This window comes from Simplicispira sedimenti, from assembly GCF_022760965.1.
Lineage (GTDB): Bacteria > Pseudomonadota > Gammaproteobacteria > Burkholderiales > Burkholderiaceae_C > Simplicispira > Simplicispira sedimenti.
Genome location: NZ_JAKVIJ010000002.1, coordinates 252,515 through 278,753 on the forward strand (window position 1 = coordinate 252,515; position 26,239 = coordinate 278,753).

21 protein-coding genes are annotated in these 26,239 nt (G+C 65.3%); 14 read left to right on the top strand and 7 right to left on the bottom strand.

The features are described from left to right. The first annotated feature begins 68 nt into the window (after nt 1–68). Nucleotides 69–1,667, top strand: a complete 1,599-nt coding sequence (gene purH, locus MJ602_RS03685; protein ID WP_243019442.1) for a bifunctional phosphoribosylaminoimidazolecarboxamide formyltransferase/IMP cyclohydrolase — start codon at nt 69–71, stop codon at nt 1,665–1,667. Nucleotides 1,668–1,864: 197 nt separating this feature from the next. Here purH and MJ602_RS03690 read toward each other — a convergent pair whose 3' ends face one another. Genes MJ602_RS03690 through thiD form a run of 3 tightly spaced genes read right to left on the bottom strand, consistent with a single transcriptional unit; the run spans nt 1,865 to nt 5,002 of the window. After that, nucleotides 1,865–2,722, bottom strand: coding sequence for an acyltransferase (locus MJ602_RS03690; RefSeq protein ID WP_243019443.1), 858 nt, complete (start codon nt 2,720–2,722; stop codon nt 1,865–1,867). Nucleotides 2,723–2,769: 47 nt separating this feature from the next. Continuing rightward, a complete protein-coding gene (hemL, locus tag MJ602_RS03695) occupies nt 2,770–4,077 on the bottom strand; it encodes a glutamate-1-semialdehyde 2,1-aminomutase (protein ID WP_243019444.1) in 1,308 nt (435 codons plus the stop codon). Continuing rightward, a complete protein-coding gene (gene thiD, locus MJ602_RS03700; protein WP_243019445.1) occupies nt 4,061–5,002 on the bottom strand; it encodes a bifunctional hydroxymethylpyrimidine kinase/phosphomethylpyrimidine kinase in 942 nt (313 codons plus the stop codon). Before thiD ends, hemL begins: the two co-directional genes overlap by 17 nt. Before the next feature lie 322 nt (nt 5,003–5,324). Between thiD and MJ602_RS03705 the strand changes: the two genes are divergently transcribed. The 6 genes from MJ602_RS03705 to MJ602_RS03730 are packed head-to-tail and all read left to right on the top strand — an operon-like array spanning nt 5,325 to nt 16,320. Next, on the top strand, nt 5,325–5,723 hold the full coding sequence (locus tag MJ602_RS03705; RefSeq protein WP_162017153.1) for a response regulator: 399 nt from the start codon (nt 5,325–5,327) through the stop codon (nt 5,721–5,723). Further along, entirely contained in the window at nt 5,723–6,088 is a 366-nt protein-coding gene (locus MJ602_RS03710) for a response regulator (protein WP_011794058.1), read from the top strand. Before MJ602_RS03705 ends, MJ602_RS03710 begins: the two co-directional genes overlap by 1 nt. 19 nt (nt 6,089–6,107) lie before the next feature. Next, a complete protein-coding gene (locus MJ602_RS03715) occupies nt 6,108–6,635 on the top strand; it encodes a chemotaxis protein CheW (RefSeq protein ID WP_162017152.1) in 528 nt (175 codons plus the stop codon). Between the two features lie 21 nt (nt 6,636–6,656). Then, nucleotides 6,657–8,918: a methyl-accepting chemotaxis protein gene (locus MJ602_RS03720; RefSeq protein WP_243019446.1), complete on the top strand. Its 2,262-nt coding sequence runs from the start codon at nt 6,657–6,659 to the stop codon at nt 8,916–8,918. A 42-nt stretch (nt 8,919–8,960) separates the two neighbouring features. Beyond that, a complete protein-coding gene (locus MJ602_RS03725) occupies nt 8,961–15,107 on the top strand; it encodes an Hpt domain-containing protein (protein WP_243019447.1) in 6,147 nt (2,048 codons plus the stop codon). A gap of 31 nt (nt 15,108–15,138) precedes the next feature. Further along, nucleotides 15,139–16,320: a PilT/PilU family type 4a pilus ATPase gene (locus tag MJ602_RS03730; RefSeq protein ID WP_243019448.1), complete on the top strand. Its 1,182-nt coding sequence runs from the start codon at nt 15,139–15,141 to the stop codon at nt 16,318–16,320. Here MJ602_RS03730 and MJ602_RS03735 read toward each other — a convergent pair. Further along, the gene (locus MJ602_RS03735) at nt 16,301–17,773 is read right to left on the bottom strand and encodes a cryptochrome/photolyase family protein (protein WP_243019449.1); all 1,473 of its coding nucleotides are present in this window, start codon (nt 17,771–17,773) and stop codon (nt 16,301–16,303) included. The two genes, MJ602_RS03730 and MJ602_RS03735, sit on opposite strands and share 20 nt — an antisense overlap. A 20-nt stretch (nt 17,774–17,793) precedes the next feature. On the opposite strand from MJ602_RS03735, the gene MJ602_RS03740 reads away from it, so the two are divergent. The 6 genes from MJ602_RS03740 to MJ602_RS03765 all read left to right on the top strand — a co-directional run bounded on the left by MJ602_RS03740 (nt 17,794) and on the right by MJ602_RS03765 (nt 22,916). Further along, nucleotides 17,794–18,396, top strand: a complete 603-nt coding sequence (locus MJ602_RS03740; protein WP_162017147.1) for a YqgE/AlgH family protein — start codon at nt 17,794–17,796, stop codon at nt 18,394–18,396. Nucleotides 18,397–18,522: 126 nt separating this feature from the next. Next, the gene (ruvX, locus tag MJ602_RS03745) at nt 18,523–18,948 is read left to right on the top strand and encodes a Holliday junction resolvase RuvX (RefSeq protein WP_243019450.1); all 426 of its coding nucleotides are present in this window, start codon (nt 18,523–18,525) and stop codon (nt 18,946–18,948) included. After that, nucleotides 18,945–19,466, top strand: coding sequence for a bifunctional pyr operon transcriptional regulator/uracil phosphoribosyltransferase PyrR (gene pyrR, locus MJ602_RS03750; RefSeq protein ID WP_243019451.1), 522 nt, complete (start codon nt 18,945–18,947; stop codon nt 19,464–19,466). The genes ruvX and pyrR overlap by 4 nt, the downstream gene beginning before the upstream one ends. Next, the gene (locus tag MJ602_RS03755; RefSeq protein ID WP_423246683.1) at nt 19,463–20,434 is read left to right on the top strand and encodes an aspartate carbamoyltransferase catalytic subunit; all 972 of its coding nucleotides are present in this window, start codon (nt 19,463–19,465) and stop codon (nt 20,432–20,434) included. Before pyrR ends, MJ602_RS03755 begins: the two co-directional genes overlap by 4 nt. Before the next feature lie 220 nt (nt 20,435–20,654). Continuing rightward, a complete protein-coding gene (locus MJ602_RS03760) occupies nt 20,655–21,950 on the top strand; it encodes a dihydroorotase (RefSeq protein WP_162017143.1) in 1,296 nt (431 codons plus the stop codon). Nucleotides 21,951–22,178: 228 nt separating this feature from the next. Further along, a complete protein-coding gene (locus MJ602_RS03765) occupies nt 22,179–22,916 on the top strand; it encodes a lysophospholipid acyltransferase family protein (RefSeq protein ID WP_243019452.1) in 738 nt (245 codons plus the stop codon). Between the two features lie 4 nt (nt 22,917–22,920). Here the strand turns inward: MJ602_RS03765 and MJ602_RS03770 are convergent, their stop codons facing one another. The 3 genes from MJ602_RS03770 to MJ602_RS03780 are packed head-to-tail and all read right to left on the bottom strand — an operon-like array spanning nt 22,921 to nt 25,225. Beyond that, nucleotides 22,921–23,310, bottom strand: coding sequence for a DUF1987 domain-containing protein (locus MJ602_RS03770; RefSeq protein ID WP_243019453.1), 390 nt, complete (start codon nt 23,308–23,310; stop codon nt 22,921–22,923). A 38-nt stretch (nt 23,311–23,348) separates the two neighbouring features. Further along, nucleotides 23,349–23,930 carry a SiaB family protein kinase gene (locus MJ602_RS03775; protein WP_162017140.1) on the bottom strand — a complete coding sequence of 194 codons (582 nt, stop codon included), beginning with the start codon at nt 23,928–23,930 and terminating at the stop codon, nt 23,349–23,351. Continuing rightward, nucleotides 23,927–25,225, bottom strand: a complete 1,299-nt coding sequence (locus MJ602_RS03780) for a SpoIIE family protein phosphatase (RefSeq protein ID WP_162017139.1) — start codon at nt 25,223–25,225, stop codon at nt 23,927–23,929. The genes MJ602_RS03775 and MJ602_RS03780 overlap by 4 nt, the downstream gene beginning before the upstream one ends. A gap of 156 nt (nt 25,226–25,381) precedes the next feature. Here MJ602_RS03780 and hisF point away from each other — a divergent pair, with 156 nt between their 5' ends. Then, nucleotides 25,382–26,182: an imidazole glycerol phosphate synthase subunit HisF gene (hisF, locus tag MJ602_RS03785; RefSeq protein ID WP_162017138.1), complete on the top strand. Its 801-nt coding sequence runs from the start codon at nt 25,382–25,384 to the stop codon at nt 26,180–26,182. Nucleotides 26,183–26,239: the final 57 nt, after the last annotated feature.

The window sequence follows — 26,239 nt, forward strand, 5'->3', positions numbered from 1 at the left end:
TATAAATAATAGCTATTAGCGCTTGTTGGACGGGCGTTAGAGCACGATTTCACTTCAAAACCACCACCATGAACGCACTACTTTCCGTCTCCGACAAGACCGGCATCGTTGAATTCGCCAAGGAATTGCACGCGCTGGGCATCAAGCTGCTCTCCACCGGCGGCACCGCCAAGCTGCTGGCCGACAAAGGCCTGCCCGTGACCGAGGTGGCCGAGGTCACGCAGTTCCCCGAGATGCTTGACGGCCGGGTCAAGACCCTGCACCCCAAGGTGCACGGCGGCCTGCTCGCGCGCCGCGAGCTGCCCGAGCACATGGCGGCGCTCAAGGAGCACGGCATCGACACCATCGACCTGCTGGTGGTCAACCTCTACCCCTTTGAAGCCACCGTGGCCAAGGCCGGTTGCACGCTGGCCGACGCGATCGAGAACATTGACATCGGCGGCCCCGCCATGGTGCGCAGCGCCGCCAAGAACTGGAAGGACGTGGGCGTCATCACCTCGGCCGACCAGTACGCAGCCGTGTTGGCCGAGTTGAAGGTGGGCGGCAAGCTGTCCGACAAGCTGCGCTTCGCGCTGTCGGTGGCCGCGTTCAACCGCATCGCGCAATATGACGGCGCCATCAGCGACTACCTGTCGTCCGTCACGTTCGAGGCAGAGAAGCTGTCTGAGTCCTACGTGCCCCAGCGTGCGCTGTTCCCCGGCCAGAGCAACGGCATCTTCACCAAGGTGCAGGATCTGCGCTACGGCGAGAACAGCCACCAGCAGGCTGCGTTGTACCGCGACCTGTACCCCGCGCCCGGCTCGCTGGTCACCGGCGTGCAGCTGCAGGGCAAGGAGCTCTCCTACAACAACATCGCCGACGCCGACGCCGCCTGGGAATGCGTCAAGAGCTTCGATGCGCCTGCCTGCGTGATCGTCAAGCACGCCAACCCCTGCGGCGTGGCCGTGGGCAAGGATGCGCTGGAGGCCTACAGCAAGGCCTTCCAGACCGACCCGACCAGCGCCTTCGGCGGCATCATTGCCTTCAACCGCACGGTGGACAAGGCAGCGGCCGAGGCCGTGGTCAAGCAGTTCGTCGAGGTGCTGATGGCGCCCGACTTCACGCCCGAGGCGCTGGAGGTTTTCAAGCCCAAGGTCAATGTGCGTCTGATGAAGATCGCCTTGCCCCAGGGCGGCGCGTCCGCCTGGGACCAGGGCCGCAACGCCATGGACGCCAAGCGTGTGGGCTCAGGCCTGCTGCTGCAGACGGCGGACAACCACGAGCTGGCGCTGGCCGACCTGAAGGTGGTGACCGTCAAGCAGCCCACCCCCGAGGAGCTGCAGGACCTGCTGTTCGCCTGGAAGGTGGCCAAGTACGTCAAGTCCAACGCCATCGTGTTCTGCAAGAACGGCATGACCATGGGCGTGGGCGCCGGCCAGATGAGCCGTCTCGATTCAGCGCGCATTGCCAGCATCAAGGCCGAGGCGGCCCAACTGAGCCTGCAGGGCACGGTGGTAGCCAGCGACGCCTTCTTCCCGTTCCGTGATGGGTTAGACGTGGTGGTCGATGCAGGCGCGACCTGCGTGGCCCAGCCCGGCGGCAGCATGCGTGACCAGGAAGTGATTGACGCCGCCAACGAGCGCGGCGTGGCCATGGTGTTCACGGGCGTGCGCCACTTCCGGCATTGAGAGGGGTGCACCCCCCTGAGTCGCTTTCGGCGCCTTTCCCCCTCTCTGCTTCGCTGCGCTCGCGGCAGGGGAACGCCCCCAGCGCGGCGGGGCGGCCCTTGCGCGGGGGCGCTGGTCTGGGTTGCGCCCAGGTCTGAGGGCGGGGAGAACGCAAAGGACTCCGCACGCGGCCCAGCCGCCAAGAGTCCTCTTGTGGCTCAAGGGCCGGGAGGCGCCGCTTTGATCTGAGCGATCAACGCGTCCTTGGATTGCCAGACGCCATCAAGCCAGCTTTGCAGCTGAGCGCGCTGGCGGGCGCCGTTCTTGAACAGGTCGGGTGGGATGGGTTGCTGGCGCACGACCACCACCACATTCCCAAGACGCCCTGACATGGCGTCCACAAAGCTGGGGGTGCCGTTGGGGTACACCAGGGTCACGTCCACCAGGCCGGTGAACAGCTCGCCGATGGTGCTCAGCGCCATGCCCAGGCCGCCGCTCTTGGGCTGCAGCAGGTGCTGGTAGGGCGATTGCTGGTCGGCGTGCTTGGCGGGGGTGAAGCGCGTGCCCTCGGCAAAGCTCATCACCGAGGTGGGCAGCAGGCGGAACTTCTCGCAGGCCTCGCGGGCGGCCTTGAGATCCTTGCGCGCGTTGGCGCCGCCGCCCCGGCGCATGAACGGGAAGTCCAGCGCCCACCATGCCAGGCCCAGCACGGGTACATAGATCAGCTCGTACTTGAGGAAAAATTTGAGCATGGGGATGCGCCGGTTGAGCACGCGCTGCAACACCAGGATATCCACCCAGCTCAGGTGGTTGCTGGTCACCAGGTACCAACCGTCGGGCCGCAGGCCTTCCAGGCCGCTGACCTGCCACTGTGAGCGGTTCACTGCCATCAGCCAGAAGTTGTTGACGCTGATCCACAACTGCGGGATGTAGTTGAGCACCCGGTCGGTGGCGCGCCGAACCGGAGCAAAAGGCAGCAACAGTTTGATGAGTGCAAAGGGCGTCATCGAGGCGCAGAACAGCAAGGTGTTCAGCACCAGAATGACGGCGGAAAAGACAAACTTCAGGGCCGACATCAAGGGCTTTGCTGGAGGGCAGTGAGGCAGTGCGTAGCGAGGGCACTTCAGCGCATGGTCTGGAAGACGGCGCGGGCGGCATCCACCGTGGCCGCGATGTCCTCGGCGGTGTGGGCCGCGCTCACGAAGCCAGCCTCGTAGAGTGCCGGGGCGATGTACACGCCGCGGTCGAGCAGGCCATGGAACAGCTGGTTGAAGCGCGCGCTGTCGGTGCGCATGACCTGTGGGTAGTTCTGTGGCAGCTCGGGCATCAGGAAGAATCCGAACATGCCGCCCTGGCAGTCCACGCTGAAAGGCACGCCCTCGGCGTCGGCAGCGGCCTTGAGGCCATCGACCAGCGAGCGCGTGGAGGCCGAGAGGGCCTCGTAGAAGCCTGGCTTGCGGATCTCGCGCAGCGTCGCCAGGCCGCAGGCCGTGGCCACAGGGTTGCCCGACAGCGTGCCTGCCTGGTACACGCCGCCCAGCGGTGCCAAGTGTTCCATGATGGCGCGCTTGCCGCCGAAGGCCGCCAGCGGCATGCCGCCACCGATGACCTTGCCCATCACCGTGAGGTCGGGCTCGAAGCCGGGGATGGCTTGGGCATAGACGCTTTGCGCGCCGCCCAGCGCCACGCGGAAGCCCGTCATGACTTCGTCGTACACCAGCAGCGCGCCGTATTGCGTGCACAGCTCGCGGCAGCGGCGCGTGAACTCGACGCTGGCGCGCACGAAGTTCATGTTGCCGGCGATGGGCTCGATCATCAGGCAGGCGATGTCCTTGCCGTGCAGGGCGAAGGCTTCTTCGAGCTGCTGCACATTGTTGTATTCGAGCACCAGCGTGTGCTGCACGACCTCGGGCGGCACGCCCGCGCTGGTGGCGTTGCCGAAGGTGGCCAGGCCCGAGCCGGCCTTGACCAGCAGCGCGTCGGCATGGCCGTGGTAGCAGCCCTCGAACTTGATGATCTTGCTGCGGCCCGTGGCGCCGCGCGCCAGGCGGATGGCGCTCATGCCGGCCTCGGTGCCCGAGCTGACCAGGCGCACCATCTCCATGGAGGGCATGATCGAGAGGATTTCCTCGGCCAGTTCGACTTCGCGCTCCGTGGGGGCGCCGAAGGAGAAGCCTTCGAGCACGGCCTTCTGCACGGCTTCGAGCACGGCCGGGTGGCCGTGGCCCAGGATCATCGGGCCCCAGGAGCCGATGTAGTCGATGAAGCGCTGGTCGTTCGCGTCCCAGAAATAGGCGCCCTGGGCGCGCTTGACGAAGCGCGGCGTGCCGCCGACGGCGCGGAAGGCGCGCACTGGAGAGTTGACGCCGCCGGGGATCACGGCCTTGGCGCGTTCGAACAGGGGAATATTGAGGTCAGTGCTTGGTGTCATGGGAGGGAAAGCCATAGCCTTCTAGGCTGGGCTGGTCGTCTTTGTCGTCGGAGGAGGGATTGTCGGCTTCTTCGGGTTCGGCCCAGAACATGCGATCCGGAATCACATGCCCCATGCCAGGGCGAAAGCCCGCGTCCAGGCAGCGGTCCAGGTAGTCCAGCGCCTCGGTGCAGGCCGTGGCCAGATCGCTGCCGCAGGCCAGCAAGGCGGCCAGCGCGGTCGTCAGGGTATCGCCGGCGCCGGTGAAGGTGGCGTCGAACAGCTCGAACCTGGCGTGGCACAACACGGTTTCGGGGCTGGCAAGCACGTTTTCGATTTGCTGGTCCGGCAGAGGGATGCCGGTGACCAGGGTGTAGGGCACGCCCATTTCGGCGGCAGCGGCGGCAAGGTCGCGCGCGGAGGGGCTGCGTTCGCTGCTCCAATCGGGTAGCAGCCAGCGCCACAGGGTACTGTGGTTTCCAACCAACACCGAGGTTTGCGGCAGCAGCAGCTCGCGGAACGCATCAAGGTACTGGTCGATTTGGTCTTCCTGCCACCAGGACAGGTCGGGCATGTAGCTGATCAGGGGCAGTTCGGAATAGTCGTTGGACAACTCCGCAATGGCACTGATGTTCTCGGCGCTGCCGACAAAACCCACCTTGATCACCTGCACCGGAAGGTCTTCCAGTACGGTGCGTGCCTGTTCTGTCACGGCTTCGTCATCGAGACAGAAATGCTCGTAGATCCGCGCCGTATCGCGGGCATAGGCTCCAGTGGCAATGGCCACCGGGTGGCCTCCCACGGAGGCGATGGTGGCGATGTCTGCAGTCAACCCGCCCGCGCCACTGGGGTCGCAGGCATTGAACACCATCACGCAGGCGGGATGGGTCGGCACGTCATCGCTGCGATCGTCATCGGTGGAGGGGGGAGTCGGCTGGAAGGACATGGCCCAGTGCGTTGTGAGGGGGTTGCAAACGATAAAACCAGCGCAAACCCGCGCAGTTGGCTAGATACAATCATTGCATTCTATGTGAAGGCCCCTTAAGCTGTGACCGGCATATGGGGTGGGCCCGCGAAGGCCGCAAGGAGCGGTTTCCAGGGTTAACCCGGGTTCGACACGAAGCAATGAGGGGCAAGGGTTTGGGATACTTGCTGCCATGGGCAGGAGGGATCGCAAAGCACAGGTATCGAGCATGTCCGCACTGACGGATGGCGTGTGCGACGCTCTTGCCAGCGTTGTTTGTTTTTCCCATCGGGAGCAGTAACAATTGACTACAACTGGCGCACCTTTCAAAGTGCTTGTGGTGGATGACAGCAACACCATCCGGCGTAGCGCGGAGATCTTTCTCAAGCAGGGCGGGCATGAGGTCGTACTGGCGGACGATGGGTTTGATGCTCTGGCAAAAATCAACGACTACCATCCTCAGCTGATCTTTTGCGACATCCTGATGCCCAAGCTTGACGGCTACCAGACTGTGGCCATCATCAAGCGCAATGCCCGTTTTGCGAACACCCCGGTGGTCATGCTGTCCTCCAAGGATGGTGTGTTTGACAAGGCGCGGGGGCGCATGGTGGGCTGCCAGGATTACCTGACCAAACCGTTTACCAAAGACCAGTTGCTGCAGGCAGTGCAGCAGTATGGCAACCTCGATCAAGGAGCGATGTAATGCCTATCCAGAAAGTGCTTGTCGTGGACGATTCCAAGACCGAGCTGATGTTCCTCACCGATCTGCTGCAGAAAAAAGGCATGCAGGTACGCACGGCAGAAAACGCAGATGAGGCTTTCCGCCGCCTGGCGGAGGAAAAGCCCGACCTGATTCTCATGGACGTCGTGATGCCCGGCCAGAACGGATTCCAGCTGACGCGCGCCATCAGCCGCGATCCCCAGTATGCCGATGTGCCCATCATCATGTGCACCAGCAAGAACCAGGAAACCGACCGCGTCTGGGGCATGCGTCAGGGTGCGCGCGGCTATATCACCAAGCCGGTGGATCCTGCCGAGCTGCAGGCCAAGATCGACGCGCTGAACTGAAGAAGTCTGCAGTCCTGATATGGCCAATCGCGAAGCACTACGAGAACTTCAGATCCGACTCGCCAGCCGCCTACAGGCGGCGCGTACCGAGGGCTTGTCTGTTTCTTCCTGGCTGGCCGTGGAGGCTGCCGGTAGCAAATACCTTTTGCCCCTGGGGCATGCGGGAGAGATTTTTCCTTGGACCGTGGTGCAACCCGTGCCCTATACCCAGAAGTGGTTCATGGGTGTGGCCAACCTGCGCGGTGGACTCACCGGTGTGGTCGATCTGGCGGGCCTGATGGGGCAATCGCCTGTGCGCACCGAGCAGGCGCTCTCCGAGGCCAACCTGCTGGCGTTCAACCCCATGCTGGAGGTCAATGCCGCACTGTTGGTGGATCGTCTGGCAGGCCTTCGCGGAACCGACGCATTCGTGGCCTCGGAGCCACCAGCCGAAGACGCACCCTCTTTTTTTGGTTCGACCTATATCGACGCCGAAGGTCATCGCTGGCAGGAGCTGAATTTGCAGGCCCTGTCGCAAAACAACGCTTTTCTGAGCATCAGTGCTTGAGTTCTTCTGTAAGGCTGCCCCATGTCTGTTGTCAACAAAATTGGAAATCTGTTCAACCGCAAGCCGGACGCGCCGCAGACGGATGCTGGTCCCGCTTCGGATCAAGACTTGCTCGCGTCCGAAGAGCTCAGGCCCTATCAGGCCGACGCACTCAACAGTGTGCAGGGTGATCCGGACGCTCCGGTCAGTGAACTGCCGTCGGCCGACTCCGACGCCGATCTCATCGCGCTGCCTGTTCTGGGGCAGGCCACCGCAGCGGCGCATCAGCGTCGCTTGCTGATGCTGCTGGCTTTGGGTGTGGTGGTTCTGGCAGTCATTGCGGGCTGGGTGCTGCAGCAGGCAGATCGCACAGCACAGCAGCTCGCGGCCACGGGCCAGTCCTTGATGCAGTCCCAGCGATTGGCCAAATCGGTGTCGCAGGCACTGGTGGGAAGCCCGCAGGCGTTCCCTGACGTGGTGGAGAGCTCCGGCGTGCTGGCGCGCAACGTGCGCGCCCTCAACGGTGGGGATGCCGAGCTGGGGGTTGAATCCCTCGGCGAGCCCTACAAGCCAGAACTGGATGCCATCACGCCGCTGATGGAACGTGCCGAGCGCAATGCTGCCGTGGTCATGGGTCAGCAAAAAATCCTGACGCAGGTGGGTGACGCTCTGCGAACCATCAACCGCCAGTCGTCCGACCTGCTGGAAATTGCCGAAACCATTTCGTCGCTCAAGCTGCAGCAGAACGCTCCTGCGGCCGAGATCTCTGCGGCAGGGCAGTTGGTGATGTTGACGCAGCGTATCGGCAAGTCGGCGAACGAGTTCCAGACTTCTGAAGGCGTGAGTCCCGAGGCGGTGTTCCTGTTGGGTAAGGACTTGAACTCGTTCAAGGAGATCGCTCAGGGTCTGCTGGATGGCAGTCCCGAGTTGCGCTTGGCCGCCACCAAGGATGCCCAGACGCGCGAGCAGCTGGAAGCACTGATCAAGCTGTACGAAGACACACGCAACCAAGCCGGTGCCATTCTGGGCAACCTGCAGGGTCTGGTGTCTGCGCGTGAGGCGCAGACGGCGATCATCGGTGACAGTGAGCCCCTGCGTCGCCAGATGGAAACCCTGCAGAACAAGCTGTCTGCCCAGACGGGCGTGGGTGTGGGCCAGTTGGGTGCGCTGGTGCTTGCAGGTTTGTTCGTGCTGTTGTGCGGTGTGGGAATCTCGCGGGTGCAGCTGCTGGACAGCCGCCACCGCCAGCAGATGGCCGAAATGCAACAGCGTGATGCACGTCGCCAGGAGCAGGAAGCCAAACGTATCAACGACGCCAACCAGGCCGCCATTTTGCGTTTGATGAACGAACTGCAGCAGGTTGCCGAAGGGGACCTGACCCAGGAAGCCACCGTGACCGAAGATATCACGGGTGCCATTGCCGACTCGGTGAACTACACGGTGGAAGAACTGCGCCAACTGGTGGGCAGCGTGCAGAAGACGGCAACCCGGGTGGCGCAGACGACGGCCATGGTGGACAACACCTCCACGGAGCTGCTCGCAGCGTCCACCGAGCAGCTGCGAGAAATTCGTGAAACCGGTCAGTCCGTTCTGGACATGGCAGGTCGCATCAACGATGTGTCCGTGCAAGCCGAAGAGTCTGCCCAGGTGGCGCGCCAATCGCTGCAGGCTGCGGATTCGGGTCTGCAGGCTGTGCAGAACGCCATCGGTGGTATGAACTCCATCCGCGACCAGATCCAGGAAACCTCCAAGCGTATCAAGCGGCTGGGCGAATCCTCGCAGGAGATCGGTGAAATCACGGAACTGATTTCCGACATTACCGAGCAGACGAACGTGTTGGCCCTGAACGCCGCCATCCAGGCCGCGTCCGCCGGTGAAGCCGGCCGAGGCTTCTCGGTGGTGGCCGAGGAAGTGCAGCGACTGGCTGAACGTTCTGCAGACGCCACGCGTCAGATTTCTGCCCTGGTGAAAGCCATTCAGACCGACACGCAAGATGCCGTGGCCGCCATGGAGCGCTCCACGCAGGGTGTGGTTGAGGGGGCGCGACTGTCCGACAGTGCCGGTACGGCACTGACTGAAATCGACCGCGTGTCGCGTCGTCTGGCAGACCTGATCGAGCAGATTTCGTCCTCGACCTCCCGTGAAGCATCGCTCGCCAACGAAGTGGCTGACAACATCCAGCACATCTTCGCAGTGACCGAGCAAACCGGTGAAGGTACGCGGGCCACGGCGCAGCAGGTGCGAGAGCTCTCCACCATGGCCGAGGAACTGCGCCAGTCCGTGTCACGATTCAAGATTGCCTGACGACAAACCAACTTCGGGCTCTGTGCAGCCGGGAAACAATCCATGTCATCTCTCGACGCCGTCAACGCTCCGCAGGCAGAAGGATCTCCGTCCGAGCAGGATCTGGGGCCCTTGGCTTGGGTGCTGGAAGAACTGCGCAAATCCCTGGATGGCGCTGTCAAAGCCCTGCGCCGGTTTGTCCACGAAGCCGAATTGGCCCGCGAATCGGACTTGGCGAGTCTGGACGTTTCCAGCTTGCGCATGGCCCGTCAGTTGCTCCACCAGTCGGGCGGTGCCCTGGAGATGGTGGGCATGGCTTCTCCGGCGCTTTTGTTGCGAGCCATGGAGTCTGCGGTGCAGCGTTTTGTGCAGCGCCCTGAGCTCTGCACCGACGATGCATCAGGCGCCATCGAGCGCGCCAGTTTCGCGCTGAGCGAATTTTTGGAAAGCGTGCTGGCGGGCAAGCCGGTATCGCCGGTGGCTCTGTTTCCTCAATATCGCGATGTCCAGGCCCTTACGGGTGTGGAGCGCGTTCACCCGGCCGATCTCTGGCCCGTGGAGCGTCGGTTTCGGGAGCCTGACATTGCCTTGCCTTCTGCATCCATCGCCTATGGACCTGCGGCGCGTGCGCGTCTGGACCAAGCGGTGCTGCGCATTGTCAAGGATGGAAAAACCGAGGCCGCGCGTGATCTGCGCGAGCTGTCCCTGGGTATTGCAGCCGGTCAGACGGATCGGCAGGTACGCGCTTTCTGGAAGATCTGTGCAGGTTTCTTCGAGGGCTTCAGCCGCGGACTGATCGTCGCCGATGTGTATGCCAAGCGGGTTGCTTCCCGCATCCTGATCCAGTACGCCACCTTGGCGCGCGGGGATGCAGGTGTGGCAGACCGTCTGGTGCAGGACTTGCTGTTCTTCTGCGCGCAGGCCAAGCCGCCGGAAGGAATGGACCTCCCGTGTCTGGCTGCGGTGCGCAAGGCCTTTGGTCTGGATCGCTCCACTCCCGTCGATTACGAAGCACGGCGATTTGGTCGGTTTGATCCGGCTGTGCTGGCGCAGGCCCGCAAGCGTATCTCGGCCGCTGCCGAGACCTGGTCGGCGTTTGCCGGTGGAGACCGCAACAAGCTCAAGCCATCGGCCGACCAGTTCTCGCTGGTATGTGATTCGCTGCGCAAGCTCCACCGCAGCAGCGAGCCTTTGGCACAGGCACTGACCCGTGCGGTGGAACAAACCGCGCGCAGTGGTGAGCCACCCGCGCCGGCGCTGGCCATGGAAGTGGCCACCTCGGTGCTCTACCTTCAGGCCGCCCTGGAGGAGACCGACACCCCTGAAGAGCAGCTGCTGGAGCGCTCCACCCACTTGGCCCAGCGGTTGGACGCAGTGTGTGGTGGGGCGGAGCCCGAGCCGCTTGAGCCTTGGATGGAGGACTTGTACCGTCGGGTCAGCGACAACCAGACCATGGGCAGCGTGGTGGACGAGTTGCGCGCCACACTGGGTGAGGCCGAGCGGTCGATGGATCAGTTCTTCCGCAATCCTGCCGATGCCTCTCCCCTGGCCAGCGTGCCCGGGCGGTTGGCGCAGATGCGCGGGGTGCTATCGGTGCTGGGCCTGGACCAGGCATCCATTGCGGTGCTGCGTATGCGCGAGACGGTCGAGCGCTTGGTGGTCAACGAGCCCGCAGACGAAGCCGAGCGCAAGCAGACCTTCGAGAAACTGGGCAATAGCCTGGGCGCTCTGGGTTTTCTGATTGACATGCTGAGTTACCAGCGCGCCATGGCGCGCAAGCTCTTTGTCTATGACGAAGAGCTGGGAGAGCTTCGCTTGCTGATGGGCCGGGCGCGTCCGCGCGCCACCGATCAGGATGAAAGCCCCGATGAGTTGGCGCACAAGATCGAGGAGCGGGCAGCGGTGCCATTGCCCGACGTGGTGCCACGGGCCAGTCTGTACGTGCCACCTGCGCTGCCCAGCAGCCCCGAGGTGGTCGCCGATTTGGCCGCATCGCCTGCGGCAGCGCTCATGGACGAGTTGCTGCCCTCTGCGCCGGAGGCGGAGGAGACATCTGTCTCTGCGCAGCTGCCTGCTGCAGAGGTGGCTACCGACGTTGCCGCCCCCTCCGAGGCGCCCGCCTTTGACGCGTTGGCCACCATACCTGTATCCGTGCCAGTGGCTGCTCCTGCATCGACCCTGGTCGATGAAGAAGACGACGAGCTGCTGGGTATCTTCCTGGAGGAAGCACGCGAAGTTGTGACCAATGGCCTGGCCGCTATCCAGACACTGCGTTCCGAGCCCGGAGACCTGAGCGAGCAGACCACCTTGCGCCGTGCATTCCACACGCTCAAGGGCAGCTCGCGCATGGTGGGCCTGAACGAGTTTGGCGAAGCCGCATGGTCGATGGAGCAATTGCTCAATGCCTGGTTGGCGGAGCAAAAGCCCATGCAGCCCCCGATCATGGATCTTTCGGACAAAGCGCTTCAAGCCTTTGCACGTTGGGCCGACGACATCGCACAGGGTCAGGCGGGTGCATGGCAGGCATCGGCGTTTTCCGCTGCCGCTGACGCATTGCGACTGCGGGGGGAGCAGATCGAGTTGGTGCTTCCTGGGCAGGTGCAGAGCCCTCCGTTGGATGTCTCCATGGAAGCGACGCAGCCACCGGAGGTGGCACAAGCGCCGGATGTTTCAGCGATGGAGGTCGCTCTCGAAGAAGACTCTGGGCCAACGCCCGATTTTTCGGACACCGCACCCCTGGAGTTTCCCGAGCTTGGGGAGGTGGCTCCCGCCGAGGAGCCTGCGCCTGTGGCTTTGGCAGAGGATATCGATTTCTCGGAATTTTCTGCAGCGCTGGGCGCACAGGCCGATGCAGCGCCCGAGGCGACTGCCTCCGGTCAAGCCATCGATCTCTTGCTCGATGTTCCGGAGTCGATGCCTGAGCCCATAGCGGTTCCTGACCAGCCTGTGGCTGAAGATCTGCCCCCGCTGGAAGGGGCGCCTGCGTCCGCGGCACAGGAGTCCGAAGAGCCCGAGACCCTGCCGCCGGTGCTGGAGCAGGAATCCGAGTTGCACGAAGGCCCGATGTCCACCCCAGTAGAGGCGCAGGATGCCGTCGCGGAGGCGATGCCCTCTGCACCCATGCCCATGGACGAAACCGTCAAGGTCATCGGGGACCTGCGCATCAGCATTCCGCTCTACAACGTCTATCTCAACGAAGCCGACGAATGGTCCCGTCGCCTGGTCACCAGCCTGCAGGAATGGTCGATGGAGCTGCAAGAGCCTCTGCCGGATACGGCCGTGGCACTGGCCCATTCACTGGCAGGCAGTTCAGCGACGGTGGGCTTCAGCGCACTGTCCGAGACGGCCCGTCTGTTGGAGCATGCGTTGGAGCATGTGCAGCTACAGGCGCGCGGCACTGCCGAAGACGCGCAAGCCTTCCTGGATGCGGCAGAAGATATCCGCCGTCTGTTGCACCAATTCGCTGCAGGTTTCCTCAAGGAGGCGCAATCCGAGGTACTCGACGCTCTGCGCCGCATTCTTGAAACCGAAGTGGTCAGCACCCAGTCGCCGCCGGTGGAAGATGCCGAGCAGGCCATGGAAGCCTGGCGCATCGAAAACGCCCAAGCCATGCTGGCGCAAGATGCCGCCATGGCCGAAGAGCCAGTGGCCGAAGCCACAGCCCCCGTGCTGGAGGAAAGCACTCCCGCAGTGCCACCGCAGGTGGCCCATGTGCCCGTGGCACCGCCTTTGTCGGTGGTGGCGCCAGCGCAGGCGTTTGCACCTGCGCCGGAGCTTGCTGGTACAACGCTGGACATCGACGACGACATCGATGCGGTGGACGTGATCGATCCCGATCTGTTCCCCATTTTCGAGGAAGAGGCGGCAGAACTGCTGCCGGTCTTGGGCGGTGCGTTGCGCCAATGGGCGGCACGACCAGACAACATGGGTGCCCGCACCGAGGTCCTGCGTGCCTTGCACACGCTCAAGGGCAGCGCGCGACTGGCAGGAGCCATGCGCCTGGGCGAAATGGCCCACCGACTGGAATCCGCCATCGAGCAGATCGATGTGGAAACCGTGCAGTCGGCCGATGTGGAGCCGTTGCTCGGCAGCTTCGACGGTTTGCAGGCCAACTTTGGCGCGTTGCGGGCCATCAGTGCCCAGGCGCCGACCGAGGCCGTGGTGGTTTCCCCAGCCCGTGGCGACGAAGCGCCTGCTGCGCCCGAACCAGCAGTGTCTGTGGGCGAAACGGCTTCTGTTGCAACGGCCCCGGCAGCCCCTGCGCCGGTTCGTCCGTTGCTGGCACGGCCGCAGGGACTGGACATCGCACCGGCGCGTCCCGCGGCTGCGCATTCGGTCCGGGTGCGCGCCCAGTTGCTGGATCGCTTGGTCAACCAGGCCGGCGAAGTGATGATCACCCGTTCGCGCATGGAGGCACGGTTGGCGCAGCTGCGTGGCTCCATGGCCGACCTGTCGGGCAACCTCGAACGCTTGCGCCAGCAGCTGCGTGATATCGAACTCCAGTCCGAATCGCAGATGCAATCCCGCCTGGCACAGTCCAAGGACACTGCGGCGGGCTTCGATCCGCTCGAATTCGACCGTTTCACACGCGTGCAGGAATTGACCCGCATGATGGCTGAGTCGGTCAACGACGTGGCCACCATTCAGCGCAACTTGCTGCGCGCCATGGAAGGCACCGAAGACGACCTGATTGCACAAGGTCGCCAGGCACGCGAGTTGCAGCGCGATTTGTTGCGCACCCGCATGGTGGAGTTTGAAGGCATTTCCGAGCGCCTGTACGCCGTGGTGCGCCAGTCCGCCAAGGAAACGGGCAAGCAGATCAAGCTGGACATCACCGGTGGCTCCATCGAGATGGACCGGGGGGTGCTGGACCGCATGACCCCGGCGTTCGAGCACCTGCTGCGCAACTGCGTGGCGCACGGCATTGAAATGCCCGACCAGCGCGCGGCCAAAGGCAAGCCCGCTTCGGGAACCATCACCATCGATCTGCAGCACGAAGGCAACGACGTGTCGGTCGCATTCCGCGACGATGGTGCTGGCCTCAACCTCCCGGCCATCCGTGCCAAGGCGGTGGCCCAGGGGCTGGTAGCAGCCGACGCCACCCTCAGTGATGCCGAAGCGGCCAACATGATCTTCACGCCGGGTTTCTCCACGGCATCCGAAGTATCCACCCTGGCTGGGCGCGGTATTGGCATGGATGTGGTGCGGTCCGAAGTGAACGCCCTGGGTGGACGCATCGAGACCCAGACCGAAGCGGACAAGGGCACTTCCTTCCGCATGGTGCTGCCCCTGACCACGGCCGTGACGCAGGTGGTGATGCTGCGCGCAGGCGATCTGGCCATCGGTATCCCTGCCAACCTGGTAGAAATCGTGCGCCGTGTGCCCTCGGTCGAGCTCGAATCGGCCTATCGCAGCGGCGTGTTCGAGATGGCTGGTGAAAGCCTGCCCTTCTTCTGGTGCGGGGCGCTCTTGCAGGCGTCCCAGCACAGCGTCGAGCCCGCGGTGGGCAAGACCCGTCCCGTGGTCATCCTGCGCAGCGCGGCACAGCGCATCGCCATGCATGTGGATGAAGTGCTGGGCAACCGTGAAGTGGTGGTCAAGAACCTGGGTCCTCAGCTCTCGCGTCTGCCGGGCTTGGCGGGCATGTCGGTGCTGGCGTCCGGTGCCGTGGTGCTCATCTACAACCCGGTGGCGCTGGCCACCGTGTACGGCGATCAGATCCGTGCGACGGCCAGCAGCCTGCCTCTGGGGGCCGTGTCGGTCACGGTCATGTCCGATGCAGGCACCGCGGCTCCCACGCCAGCCACTCCCGCTGCAGGGCAGGTACCGCTGGTGTTGGTGGTGGACGACTCCATCACCGTGCGCCGCGTCACGCAGCGCCTGCTGCAGCGCGAAGGCTACCGTGTGGCGCTGGCTGCCGATGGCTTGCAGGCCCTGGAGAAGCTCCAGGAAGAGCGGCCCACGGTGGTGCTGTCGGACATCGAAATGCCGCGCATGGACGGCTTCGATCTGGCCCGCAACATTCGCGCAGATGCCAATCTGCACGACCTGCCCATCATCATGATCACCTCGCGCATTGCCCAAAAGCACCGCGAGCACGCCATGGAGCTGGGTGTGAACCACTACCTGGGCAAGCCCTACTCGGACGACGAGTTGCTGAGCCTGATCCAGCACTACGCCCAACAGGCGCAGGCGGCTGCTCCAGCCTGAGGCGCATCAGCGGGTGCAGGCGACAAATCCCATGGATGCGCCGTCTGCCGCTGCCTGTTCCTGGCTGCAGGCCTGTTTGGCCCGCATGGCGCAGGAAGGTGCCTCCGACCTGTTCCTGACGGCAGGGGCGCCGCCCACGCTCAAGCGCCAAGGCGCCTTCGTGCCGCTGCCGTTCGACCCGCTCACGCCCCAGCAGACGCGTGAGGCGGCGTACTCGGTCATGCGTGCATCGCAGATCGCCGAATTCGAGGCGCGCATGGAGTGCGACCTGGCCTACCAGACCAGCCCCACGGAGCGCTTCCGGGTGAACGTGCACCAGCAGCGCGGACAGGTCGGCATGGTGGTGCGCTATGTATCACCGCAGATTCCGTCGATCGATGACTTGCATCTGCCGTCGGTGCTCAAACAGTTGGCGTTTCTCAAGAACGGGCTGATCCTCGTGGTGGGCGCAGCGGGCTCGGGCAAGACCACCACACTGGCTTCCATGCTGGACTACCGCAACGAGCACACGGCGGGCCATATCCTGACGGTGGAAGACCCCATCGAATACCTGCATGCGCACAAGAAATCGTTGGTGACGCAGCGCGAAGTGGGGCTGGACACCCTGTCCTACGACGAAGCCCTGCGCCATGCCATGCGCGAGGCGCCCAATGTGATCATGATCGGCGAGCTCCGCGACCGCACGTCCATGCAGCACGCACTGCACTATGCCGAAGCAGGCCACCTGTGTGTGTCCACACTGCACGCCAACAATGCCAGCCAGGCCGTGCAGCGGGTGCTGAACTTCTTTCCCGAAGAGGCGCACCGGCAACTGCTCATGGACCTGTCGCTCAACCTCAAGGCGGTGGTGGGGCAGCGCCTGGTGCCTGGCGCGCACGGCGGCTGGGTGCCAGCGGTGGAGGTCATGCTGCTGTCGCACTATGTCTCCGACCTGATCCAAAAGGGTCAAATTGAGGGCTTGCGCACCGCCATGGAGCGCAGCGGCGAAGTGGGCATGTGCACCTTCGACCAGGCGCTCTACGCGCTGTTTGAACGCGGCGCCATCACCCAGGCCGAAGCCGTGGCCCATGCCGACAACCGCACCGACATGGGCCTGCGCATGCGCCTGGCCTCGGGCGCCTCGCTCGGGGTGGAAGGCATGCAGATGGCGCCAGAAGCGCAGGACGGTGTGGAGCCAGTGCCGGGCACCACTCCTAACGCTCCACCGCCTTGACCACCGCATAGCGCTGCAGCGTGCGCTCGCGCGCGGTGGCATGGACCACGATAGGCAGGGGGTAGTCGCGCCCCAGCACCACGCCCGCAGCCTGCAGTTCCAGGGGGGATGCTTCCCAGGGGGCATGCAGTGCGGCATCAGGCAGCGCGGCCAACCCAGGCAGATAGCGGCGGATGAAGCGTCCCTGCGGATCGAAGCGGCGGCTTTGCGTGACTGGGTGGAAGATGCGGAAATAGGGCTGTGCATCGCAGCCACTGGAGCTGGCCCACTGCCAGCCACCATTGTTCGCCGCAAGGTCGTAGTCGTTGAGGTGCTGCGCAAAAAAGCGCTCGCCCCAGCGCCAGTCGATGCCCAGGTCCTTGGTCAGAAAACTCGCCACCACCATGCGCAGGCGGTTGTGCATGTAGCCCGTGCGCAGAATTTGGGCCATGGCCGCGTCCACCAAGGGGAAGCCGGTGCGCCCCTCGCACCAGGCGGCAAAATGCGCTTGGGCTTGCGTGCCGGTTTCCCAGGCGATGGCGTCGTAGGCGGGCTTGAAACTGCGCTCCACCACATGCGGATGGTGGTGCAGGATCTGGAAGTAGAAATCGCGCCAGACAAGCTCGCTGAGCCATACATCGGCCCCGGCACTGCCCTGGCGGGAGCGTTCCAGCGCCATGCGCGCCAGGCTGCGCACCGACAATGTGCCAAAGCGCAGGTGGGTGCTGAGGTAGCTGGGGCCCTTGACGGCGGGGAAATCGCGCGCCTGGTCATAGCGGTCGATGCGGCCTGCAAAGTCCTGCAACAGCTGCTGCGCGCCCTGGCTGCCTGCGGGCAGCACGCGCAGGTCCAGGTCGCTGGGTTCAAAACCCAGGTCTTGCAGCGTGGGCACGGGGCGGCAGTGTTCGGCAGGCCGTGGCGCCAGCCTTGCGGCGTGTGGTTCCACTGGCCACGGGGCCAGCCTGGCATCGTCGATGCGTGCCAGCCAGGCCTTTTTGTAGGGGGTGAACACCGTGTAGGGGCTGCCGGTGCGGGTGAGCAGCTCGCTGCGCTCGAACACCGTGTGGTCCTGATAGGTGTGAAGGGCCTGCCGTTGCCGTGCCAACTGCGTGCGCACCCTTGCGTCGCGTGCGAGGGCAGCCGGTTCGTCGTCATGGTGGGTGAATACGGCGTCTGCACCCAGCGCCTGGGCCAGGTTCGGAATGAGGCTGTCGGCCGGCCCTTGCAGCACGATCAGGCCCGCCTGGGGGTGCTCCGCCAGGGCGCGCAGGCGGCCGTCCAGTTCCACCAGCGACTCGCGGATGAATTCCACGCGCCGGTCCTTGCGTGGCAGGGGGGCGAGGATGGCGCTGTCAAAGACGAATACGCAGTGCACCTGCTGGCATTGCAGCAGGGCGTGGTGCAGGGCGGCGTGGTCCTCGGCGCGCAGGTCGCGGCGGAACCAGACCAGCCCCGTGCGGTAGGGTGCAGACATGTTGACCGTAAAATTCAATGATGCCCGCCCATTCTGCGCCCATGAATCTGACACACCATTTCCTCATTGCCATGCCCGGACTGGAGGATGTGTCTTTTGCAGGCAGCGTGGTGTACCTGTGCGAACACAGCGAACGCGGCGCGTTGGGGCTGATCATCAACAAACCCACCGACATCAAGCTCCAGGGCTTGTTCGAGAAAGTCGATCTTCCGCTGGGGCGGCCAGACCTGAGCGATGCGCCGGTGTTTCTGGGCGGGCCGGTGCAGACCGAGCGCGGCTTTGTGCTGCACGAACCCATGCAGGCCCAGGGCGAACAGGGCGAGGAATCCGCCTATGCCTCGACCATGGTCATACCGGGCGGCGGGCTGGAGATGACCACCTCCAAGGACGTATTGGAAGCCCTGGCCACGGGCGCAGGCCCCCGGCGTGTACTGGTCACGCTGGGCTATTCGGCCTGGGGCGAGGGTCAGCTGGAATCCGAACTGGCCGAGAACACCTGGTTGACCGTGGGCGCCGACCTGGGGGTGATTTTTGACACCCCCATCGACAAGCGCTACGACAGCGCACTCGGCTTGCTGGGCCTGCAGGCGTGGCAACTTTCTCCAGGGGCGGGACACGCATGAGCGCGCGCCGGGCCGCTCCCAAGCAAGCTCGCACCGCAGTGCGCAGCACGGAGGTTTTCCAATGAGCGCGCGCCGGGCCGCTCCCAAGCAAGCTCGCACCGCAGTGCGCAGCACGGAGGTTCCACAGTGAGCGCACCGGCCCCGTCCGCCTCCGCCGCCGTTCCTGCGCATTTCCAGACCTTTCTCGCTTTCGATTTTGGGCTGCGCCGCACCGGCGTTGCCTTTGGTACGCGCATGCTGGGCACGGCCTCGCCCCGGCCCACCATCCAGGCCGAGGGCGACGCGCGCTTTGCCCCGGTGGCGCGGGCCATTGCCGAGTGGCAACCCGATGCCCTGGTGGTGGGCGTGCCCTACCACCCCGACGGCGCGAACCACGACAACACCCGCCGCGCGCAGCGCTTTGCGCGCCAGTTGCGCGGGCGTTTTGGTTTGCCGGTGTATGAGGTGGACGAGCGCTACAGCACCACCGAGGCACTGGCCGCCAACGCGCGCGATGCCGATGCTGCATCGGCCTGCATCATTCTCGAACAATTTTTGAGGAGTCTTTCATGACCACAGCTTCTTCGGGAGCGCAGGGTAGCCTGGTGCTCGACGCCGAGGCCCTGTACCGCGAACTGCTGCGCGGCGTGCGCAGCCTGCGCGAGCCGCACACGCGCCTGGCGGGTATTGCCTCCGGCGGTGCCTGGCTGGCGCAGCGCCTGCAGCAGGACCTGGGTCTGGAGGGTGCGCCGGGCGTGCTCTCTTCGGCCATGCACCGCGACGATTTTGCCCAGCGCGGCCTGGCGTCGAGTGCACACACCGCGCTGCCCTTCGATGTGAACGGCGCCGACATCCTGGTGCTGGACGATGTGCTCTACACCGGCCGCACCGTGCGCGCCGTGCTCAACGAGCTGTACGACTACGGTCGCCCCGCGCGCGTGCGCCTGGCCGTGTTGGTGGACCGCGGCGGGCGTGAGCTGCCCGTGCAACCCGACTTTGCCGCCGCGCGCGTCACGCTGCCCGCGAGCCAGTCGCTGGCGCTGGCGCGCAACGACGGCGGCAGCTTTGTGTTCCAGGTCAAGGAGGCGTGAATCCCGTGCGACACCACCGCAACCCCCAACTCAACCGCAACGGCGAACTGATCCACCTGCTGTCCGTCGAGGGCCTGCCGCGCGACATCGTCACGCACATCCTCGACACGGCAGCCAACTTCGTCAGCGTGCACGAGCGCGAAGTCAAGAAGGTGCCGCTGCTGCGCGGCAAGAGCGTGTTCAACCTGTTCTTCGAGAACAGTACGCGCACGCGCACCACATTCGAGATCGCGGCCAAGCGCCTGTCGGCCGACGTGTTCAACCTCGACATCGCGCGCAGCTCGGCGAGCAAGGGCGAGTCGCTGCTGGACACCATTGCCAACCTCTCGGCCATGGCGGCCGACCTGTTCGTGGTGCGGCACAGCGAATCGGGTGCGCCCTACCTCATCGCCCAGCATGTGGCGCCGCATGTGCACGTGATCAATGCCGGCGACGGGCGCCACGCCCACCCCACGCAGGGCCTGCTGGACATGTACACCATCCGGCACTACAAGAAGGACTTTTCCAACCTCACCGTGGCCATCGTGGGCGACGTGCTGCACTCGCGCGTGGCGCGCTCGGACATCCACGGCCTGACCACCCTGGGCTGCGCCGAAGTGCGCGTGGTGGGGCCGCGCACGCTGGTGCCATCCAACCTGGCCGACATGGGTGTGCGCGTATTCCATACGCTCGAAGAAGGCATCAAGGACGCCGACGTGGTCATCGCGCTGCGCCTGCAGAATGAGCGCATGAGCGGCGCGTTGTTGCCATCGAGCCAGGAGTATTTCAAGAGCTTCGGTCTCACGCCCGAGCGGCTGCGCTGGGCCAAACCGGACGCCATCGTCATGCACCCCGGCCCCATCAACCGGGGGGTGGAGATCGACTCCGCCGTGGTCGATGGGCCGCAAAGCGTGATCCTGCCGCAGGTGACCTTCGGCATCGCCGTGCGCATGGCCGTCATGTCCATCGTCGCCGGGAATGAGGCATGACCCCCCTGTGGCGCTGCGCGCCTGCCCCCCGCTCTCGCAGCGCTGCGCGCTGCGGGCAGGGGGACGCCGCCCGTTCGGCGGGGCGGCCCTTGCACGGCGGCCCTGGCGTGGGTTGTGCCGGGTTCATGCGGCATGCCCATGCAGCCAGTTTGTATGCTATAAATTTAATAGCTACTAGCGCTTATTCTATAAGCGATAGCGGCCAATTTGGCTTGAAATCATGAAAATTCTGATCCAGAACGGCCGGGTGATCGACCCCGCCTCGGGCCTTGACCAGATCTGCGACATTGCCCTGGCGGCGGGGCGCATTGTGGGCGTCAACCGTGTGCCGCCCGACTTTGCGCCCCACCGCAGCATCGACGCATCGGGTTGTCTCGTGCTGCCGGGCCTGGTGGACCTGGCAGCGCGCCTGCGCGAGCCAGGGCATGAGCACGAAGGCATGCTCGAATCCGAAATGGCCGCTGCTGTGGCCGGTGGCGTCACCAGCCTGGTCTGCCCGCCGGACACCGACCCGGTGCTTGACGAGCCCGGTCTGGTGGAGATGCTCAAGTTCCGCGCGGAAAAACTCCACCAGGCGCGCCTGTTCCCCCTGGGCGCCCTCACGCGCGGCCTGGCGGGCGAGGTTCTCACCGAAATGGCCGAGCTCACCGAATCGGGCTGCGTGGGCTTCAGCCAGGCCGATGTGGCGCTGACCAGCACCCAGGTGTTGCAACGTGCGCTGCAGTACGCCGCCACCTACGGCTACACCGTGTGGCTGCGCCCGCAGGAGCTGTACCTGGGCAAGGGCGTGGCCGCCAGCGGCCCGCTGGCCACGCGCCTGGGCCTGAGCGGCGTGCCCGTGGCGGCCGAGACCATTGCCTTGCACACCATTTTTGAGCTGCTCAAGGCCACCGACGCGCGCGTGCACCTGTGCCGCCTCTCCAGTGCTGCCGGGGTCGAGCTGGTGCGTCAGGCCAAGGCCGAAGGGCTCAAGGTGAGCTGCGATGTGAGCATCAACTCGCTGCACCTCACGGACCTCGACATCGGCTTCTTCGACAGCCGTGCTCGCCTCACTCCGCCGCTGCGCCAGCAGCGCGACCGCGATGCCCTGCGTGCCGCATTGCGCGACGGCACCATCGACGCGCTGGTGTCCGACCACACGCCGGTGGAGCAGGACGCCAAGACCCTGCCTTTTGCCGAGGCCGAACCCGGAGCCACCGGGCTGGAGCTGCTGCTGAGCCTGGCGCTCAAGTGGGCGCAGGACGACAGCGTGCCGCTGCAGCGCGCGCTGGCCGTGGTCACCAGTGCACCCGCTGCGGTGCTGGGCACCGCGCTCGGCACCTTGCAGGCCAGCGTGGGTCGCCTGGTCGAGGGCGGGGTGGGCGATGTGTGCATCGTCGATCCCGGTGCGCACTGGCTGGCCGAGCCCGCCGCGCTGCGCAGCCAGGGCAAGCACACGCCGTTCTCGGGCTACGAACTGCCAGCGCGGGTGCGTTGCACGCTGGTGGGCGGACAGGTGGCTTTTGAGCGGGAATGAAGTGAAGCACCCCCCTGAGGTGCTGCGCACCTTCCCCCCGCTCTCGCTGCGCTGCGCGCTGCGGGCAGGGGGACGCCACCAGCGCGGCGGGGCGGCCCTTGCGCGGTGGCCCTGGCCTGGATCGCGCCAGTTTCATAGGTCGCGGGTGTCGCGTTCGCGGAATGGATAACTGATAGCTCATATGCAGCCTCGCGCCCACCAGCGCCAGACGCCTTACCCTTTCTCACCATGCGAGGCCTAGTCGCCTGTTGGCGCGTTGTGCGCCTGATGGTTCATCTGCTCCACGGCCTCATGGTCGTGGCGCTGCGCTTTCCCACACTCGCGCCCACGCAGCAGCAGGCGCGTGTGCAGGCCTGGTCGCTGGCGCTGCTGCGCCATGCGGGCATTCGGCTGGTGGTGCAGGGCCAGCCTGCGGTGCAGGGGCCGGTGATGCTGGTGGCCAACCACATCTCCTGGCTCGACATACCGGTGCTGCACGCGGCGCGCTACTGCCGCTTCATCTCCAAGTCCGACGTGCAGGGCTGGCCCCTCATTGGCGCCCTGGCCACGGCGGCGGGCACGCTGTACATCGAGCGCAGCTCGCGGCGCGACGCCATGCGCATGGTGCGCGCCATGCAAAAGTCCCTGGAGGACGGCGAGGTGCTGGCCGTGTTTCCCGAGGGCACCACGGGCGACGGCCGCGCGCTGCTGCCCTTTCACGCCAACCTGTTGCAGGCGGCGCTGGAGGCCCAGGCCCCGGTGCAGCCCGTGGGCCTGCGCTTTGTGGAGCGTGCCACCGGGGAAGTCTGCTTCTACCCCAGTTACCAGGGCGATGAGACGCTGGTCGGTTCAGTTTGGCGCACCCTCTCGTGCCCGGCCATCGATGCGGTGGTGCACTTTGGCTGCCCCGAGCTGGCGGGTGAGCGTGACCGCCGCGCATGGGCGCAGCACCTGCACCAGGTGGTGGATGCGCTGCGCAAAGGCTAGAGCATCAGGCCAGGCTCAGCGGCTGGCGCTCCAGTTGAACGTGGTGGTAGTCCTCCACCAGGTCCATGCCCAGTTCTTCGATGGCGTCGTCCTCGGCGTCGTAGGCCCAGACCACGCGAATGTCCGTGCCCTGGTGGCCTGCGCGGTCGAGCAGCGCAAACAGTGCCCGCAGGCCCATGGTCGAGGCGCTGTTGATGTACTGCAACTGCATGTGGGCTTCAAAGCGGGTGGGGCGCTGCTGCTCGAAATACTGCTGCAGCGTGTGCAGCAGCGGCTGGAAGAAGGGCAGGGGGTTCTCGGGGTAGCACTCGCCCGCGATTTCCATGCGCTGCGATGCGGGGATGAACAGGATTTCGGGGGTGACGTTGCTGCGTTCGATGTGCAGGTTGTGCATGGAGTGCTCCTCTCAAAAGGGGACGTTCGACAAGGGGTTCAGATGCGCGCCTTCACATGGAAGAGCGCGGTGCGTGCCTGCGGATCGGGCGTGGAGGCGAAGCTGTATTCGAGCGGTGCGCTGGCGTCGCGCGCGATGGTCAGCAGCCCCAGGCCTGCGCCTTTGCTGAGGGCGTCGTTGTCCGCGTGCTCGCTGTTGCGCAACTGCGTGCGGTAGCTTTCCTTGATCTCGGCCAGGCTCATGGCGCGCAGGGCGCTGAGCTTCTCGGTCAGGCGGGCGATGTGTTCCACATGCACTGGGTTGCTGCACACCAGCCAGTAATGGCCGGCATCGCCCTCGCTGGCGTCGCGTCCCACCGCAATGGCGCCGCTGGCCGGTGGCTGCGGCTGGCCGGGCTCAGCGTGGGCAGCGGCGTAGTGCAGCACGTTCTGCGCCATTTCAATGAAGGTGGAAAACACCTTGCGCTTGGCGGCGGAGCCCGCCTCCTCGCTGGCCAGGCGGCCTTTGAGTGTGTCGGCCGCGGCGGCGATCATGGTGGGCGTGAATTCACCGGCGTAATAGAACAGCACGCCGCAGTCCTGGGTGCTGGTCTGAAAGCGTTCGAAGTCCTGTGGTGTCATGGCTTCACGGGGGTGCCGCAGCGAAAGGCCAGCAGCGACACGTCGTCGCGGCGCCGCTCCTGGCCCTGCCACTGGCTGAAATGCTCGGCAAACTCGGCGCACAGCGCGCGGGCGCTCACGCCGCGGCGCTGTTCCATGAACTGCACCAGGCGCCGTCTGCCGTGGGCGATCTGGCGCGGCCCGCCGATCTGGTCGATCACACCGTCGGTGGGAATCACCAGCAGGCTGGGGCCGCAAAGCGCCACCTGCTGCGTGGTCCATGTCTGGTCGTCGGCCGTGTCGGCGTAGCCAATGCCGTTGCGGTCGCCGTCGATGGTGCGCAGTGCGCCGCCATCGTCGGGGGCAATCAGCAGGTGCAGCCGGGCCGAGGCGAAGTGCAGCGACGCACCATCGGGCGCCAGCAGGAACAGCGCCGCGTCCAAGCCGTCGTTGGACGGGCGGCTGCCGCTGCCGTAGCTGCTGTCGCCCTCGCGCTGGCGTTGCTGCAGCACGCGCTTGATGTAGCGGTTCATGGCGCCCAGTGTGGCGCCGGGGTCGATGGTGCTGCATTCCGGCGCGATGGTCTGCTCCAGAAAGGACAGTGCGATCAGCGTCATGAACGCCCCGGGCACGCCATGGCCGGTGCAGTCGAACACGCAGCCCACCAGGCCCGCCGCCGTGTGGCGGAAGAAGTAGGCATCGCCGCCCACCACATCGCGCGGCTGCCACAGCAGGGCGTGGTCGGGCAGCCCGTCGCGCAGGGCCAGGTCGGATTCGGCCAGGTGCGAGCGCTGGATCAGGCTGGCATAGCCAATGCTGGAGAGCAGTTGGCGTGTCTTCTCGGCCTCGATGTCGGACATGGCCTTCATCAGCGCATAGCCCGTGCCCAGGCCCAGGTACTGGCCCTCGGCGGTGGTGATGAAGCCGTCCTTGAGCACGCGCGTGCCCGCTTCGACGGCGGTCCTGACCAGCGTTTCAATCGGCAGGCCCCGATCCACGATCACCGGGCTCTTGTCCATGAAGGCAATGCAGCTCTTGCGCCCGAACACATCGCGCGCAAACGGGCGTGCGTACTGCTCCATGAAGATGTGGCGGTTGATGAGCCCGATGGGCTGGCCGTTCTCCACCACGGCCAGGGTCTCCTGCACTTCGTTCAGGGCAAAGCGCTGGCGCACGTCGTCGTTGGTGTGCTCGGGAGTGACGGGTTCGGCCGGCGCGGTCAGATGCTCGGCACGCGTGGCCAGGGCCGTGTGGGCATGGCGCTTGTCGGCAGCACCGGCGGCCAGTGACTCATAAAGGCGATCCAGGGAATTCATGGGGCAAGCTGTAACCAGATGCAATGCATTCTGGTCGGGCGCCGTGACGGTGCGATGACGCTGCCTTCGGGGCGCCTCACGCGTCGCTGCGCCTGTGCCCCCTGGCGGTCGTGGTATCTTGCGGGCCTTCTTCTTCCATCACTCAAGAGCCAGCGCATGCTTGCCAAACGCATCATTCCCTGCCTGGACGTGACCGGTGGCCGGGTCGTCAAAGGGGTCAATTTCGTGGAATTGCGCGACGCGGGCGATCCCGTGGAGATTGCCGCGCGCTACAACGCACAGGGGGCCGACGAGCTCACCTTCTTGGACATCACCGCCACCAGCGACGACCGGGATCTGATCCTGCACATCATCGAGGCCGTGGCCAGCCAGGTGTTCATCCCCCTGACCGTGGGGGGCGGCGTGCGCACCGTGGACGACGTGCGCCGCCTGCTCAATGCCGGGGCCGACAAGACCAGTTTCAATTCCGCCGCCATTGCCAACCCCGATGTCATCAGCCAGGCATCGGCCAAGTACGGTGCGCAGTGCATTGTGGTGGCCATCGACGCCAAGCGCCGCAGCGCCGAGGAGCAGACGCGCATCGGCGCCGACGGCCAGCCTGTGGGTGCCGGCTGGGACGTGTTCAGCCATGGCGGCCGCAAGAACACCGGTCTGGATGCCGTGCAATGGGCCACTGAGATGGCACGCCGTGGCGCCGGCGAAATCCTGCTCACCAGCATGGACCGCGACGGCACCAAGGCTGGTTTTGATCTCGCGCTCACCCGTGCGGTGAGCGACGCGGTGGATGTGCCCGTGATCGCCTCGGGCGGCGTGGGCGACCTGGACCACCTCGCCGACGGTATCCAGATTGGCGGTGCCGATGCGGTGCTGGCGGCAAGCATCTTCCACTACGGCGAATACACCGTGGAGCAGGCCAAGCGCCACATGCGGGAGCGGGGCATTCCGGTGCGCCTGTGAGGGTGGGTTGCCGGGGCGCTGCCTTGGAGGTTGGAGTTCCCCTGCATGAAAGGCTGT

Bases quoted from the DNA above. Each gene is read 5' to 3' on its own strand.
- hisF (WP_162017138.1), top strand. From the start codon at position 25,382: ATGCTTGCCAAACGCATCATTCCCTGCCTGGACGTGACCGGTGGCCGG.
- MJ602_RS03740 (WP_162017147.1), top strand. From the start codon at position 17,794: ATGCCCGCCCATTCTGCGCCCATGAATCTGACACACCATTTCCTCATT.
- MJ602_RS03715 (WP_162017152.1), top strand. From the start codon at position 6,108: ATGGCCAATCGCGAAGCACTACGAGAACTTCAGATCCGACTCGCCAGC.
- MJ602_RS03710 (WP_011794058.1), top strand. From the start codon at position 5,723: ATGCCTATCCAGAAAGTGCTTGTCGTGGACGATTCCAAGACCGAGCTG.
- pyrR (WP_243019451.1), top strand. From the start codon at position 18,945: ATGACCACAGCTTCTTCGGGAGCGCAGGGTAGCCTGGTGCTCGACGCC.
- purH (WP_243019442.1), top strand. From the start codon at position 69: ATGAACGCACTACTTTCCGTCTCCGACAAGACCGGCATCGTTGAATTC.
- MJ602_RS03690 (WP_243019443.1), bottom strand. From the start codon at position 2,722: ATGTCGGCCCTGAAGTTTGTCTTTTCCGCCGTCATTCTGGTGCTGAAC.
- MJ602_RS03725 (WP_243019447.1), top strand. From the start codon at position 8,961: ATGTCATCTCTCGACGCCGTCAACGCTCCGCAGGCAGAAGGATCTCCG.
- MJ602_RS03760 (WP_162017143.1), top strand. From the start codon at position 20,655: ATGAAAATTCTGATCCAGAACGGCCGGGTGATCGACCCCGCCTCGGGC.
- hemL (WP_243019444.1), bottom strand. From the start codon at position 4,077: ATGACACCAAGCACTGACCTCAATATTCCCCTGTTCGAACGCGCCAAG.
- MJ602_RS03765 (WP_243019452.1), top strand. From the start codon at position 22,179: ATGCGAGGCCTAGTCGCCTGTTGGCGCGTTGTGCGCCTGATGGTTCAT.
- thiD (WP_243019445.1), bottom strand. From the start codon at position 5,002: ATGTCCTTCCAGCCGACTCCCCCCTCCACCGATGACGATCGCAGCGAT.
- MJ602_RS03770 (WP_243019453.1), bottom strand. From the start codon at position 23,310: ATGCACAACCTGCACATCGAACGCAGCAACGTCACCCCCGAAATCCTG.
- MJ602_RS03780 (WP_162017139.1), bottom strand. From the start codon at position 25,225: ATGAATTCCCTGGATCGCCTTTATGAGTCACTGGCCGCCGGTGCTGCC.
- MJ602_RS03775 (WP_162017140.1), bottom strand. From the start codon at position 23,930: ATGACACCACAGGACTTCGAACGCTTTCAGACCAGCACCCAGGACTGC.
- MJ602_RS03735 (WP_243019449.1), bottom strand. From the start codon at position 17,773: ATGTCTGCACCCTACCGCACGGGGCTGGTCTGGTTCCGCCGCGACCTG.
- MJ602_RS03720 (WP_243019446.1), top strand. From the start codon at position 6,657: ATGTCTGTTGTCAACAAAATTGGAAATCTGTTCAACCGCAAGCCGGAC.
- MJ602_RS03730 (WP_243019448.1), top strand. From the start codon at position 15,139: ATGGATGCGCCGTCTGCCGCTGCCTGTTCCTGGCTGCAGGCCTGTTTG.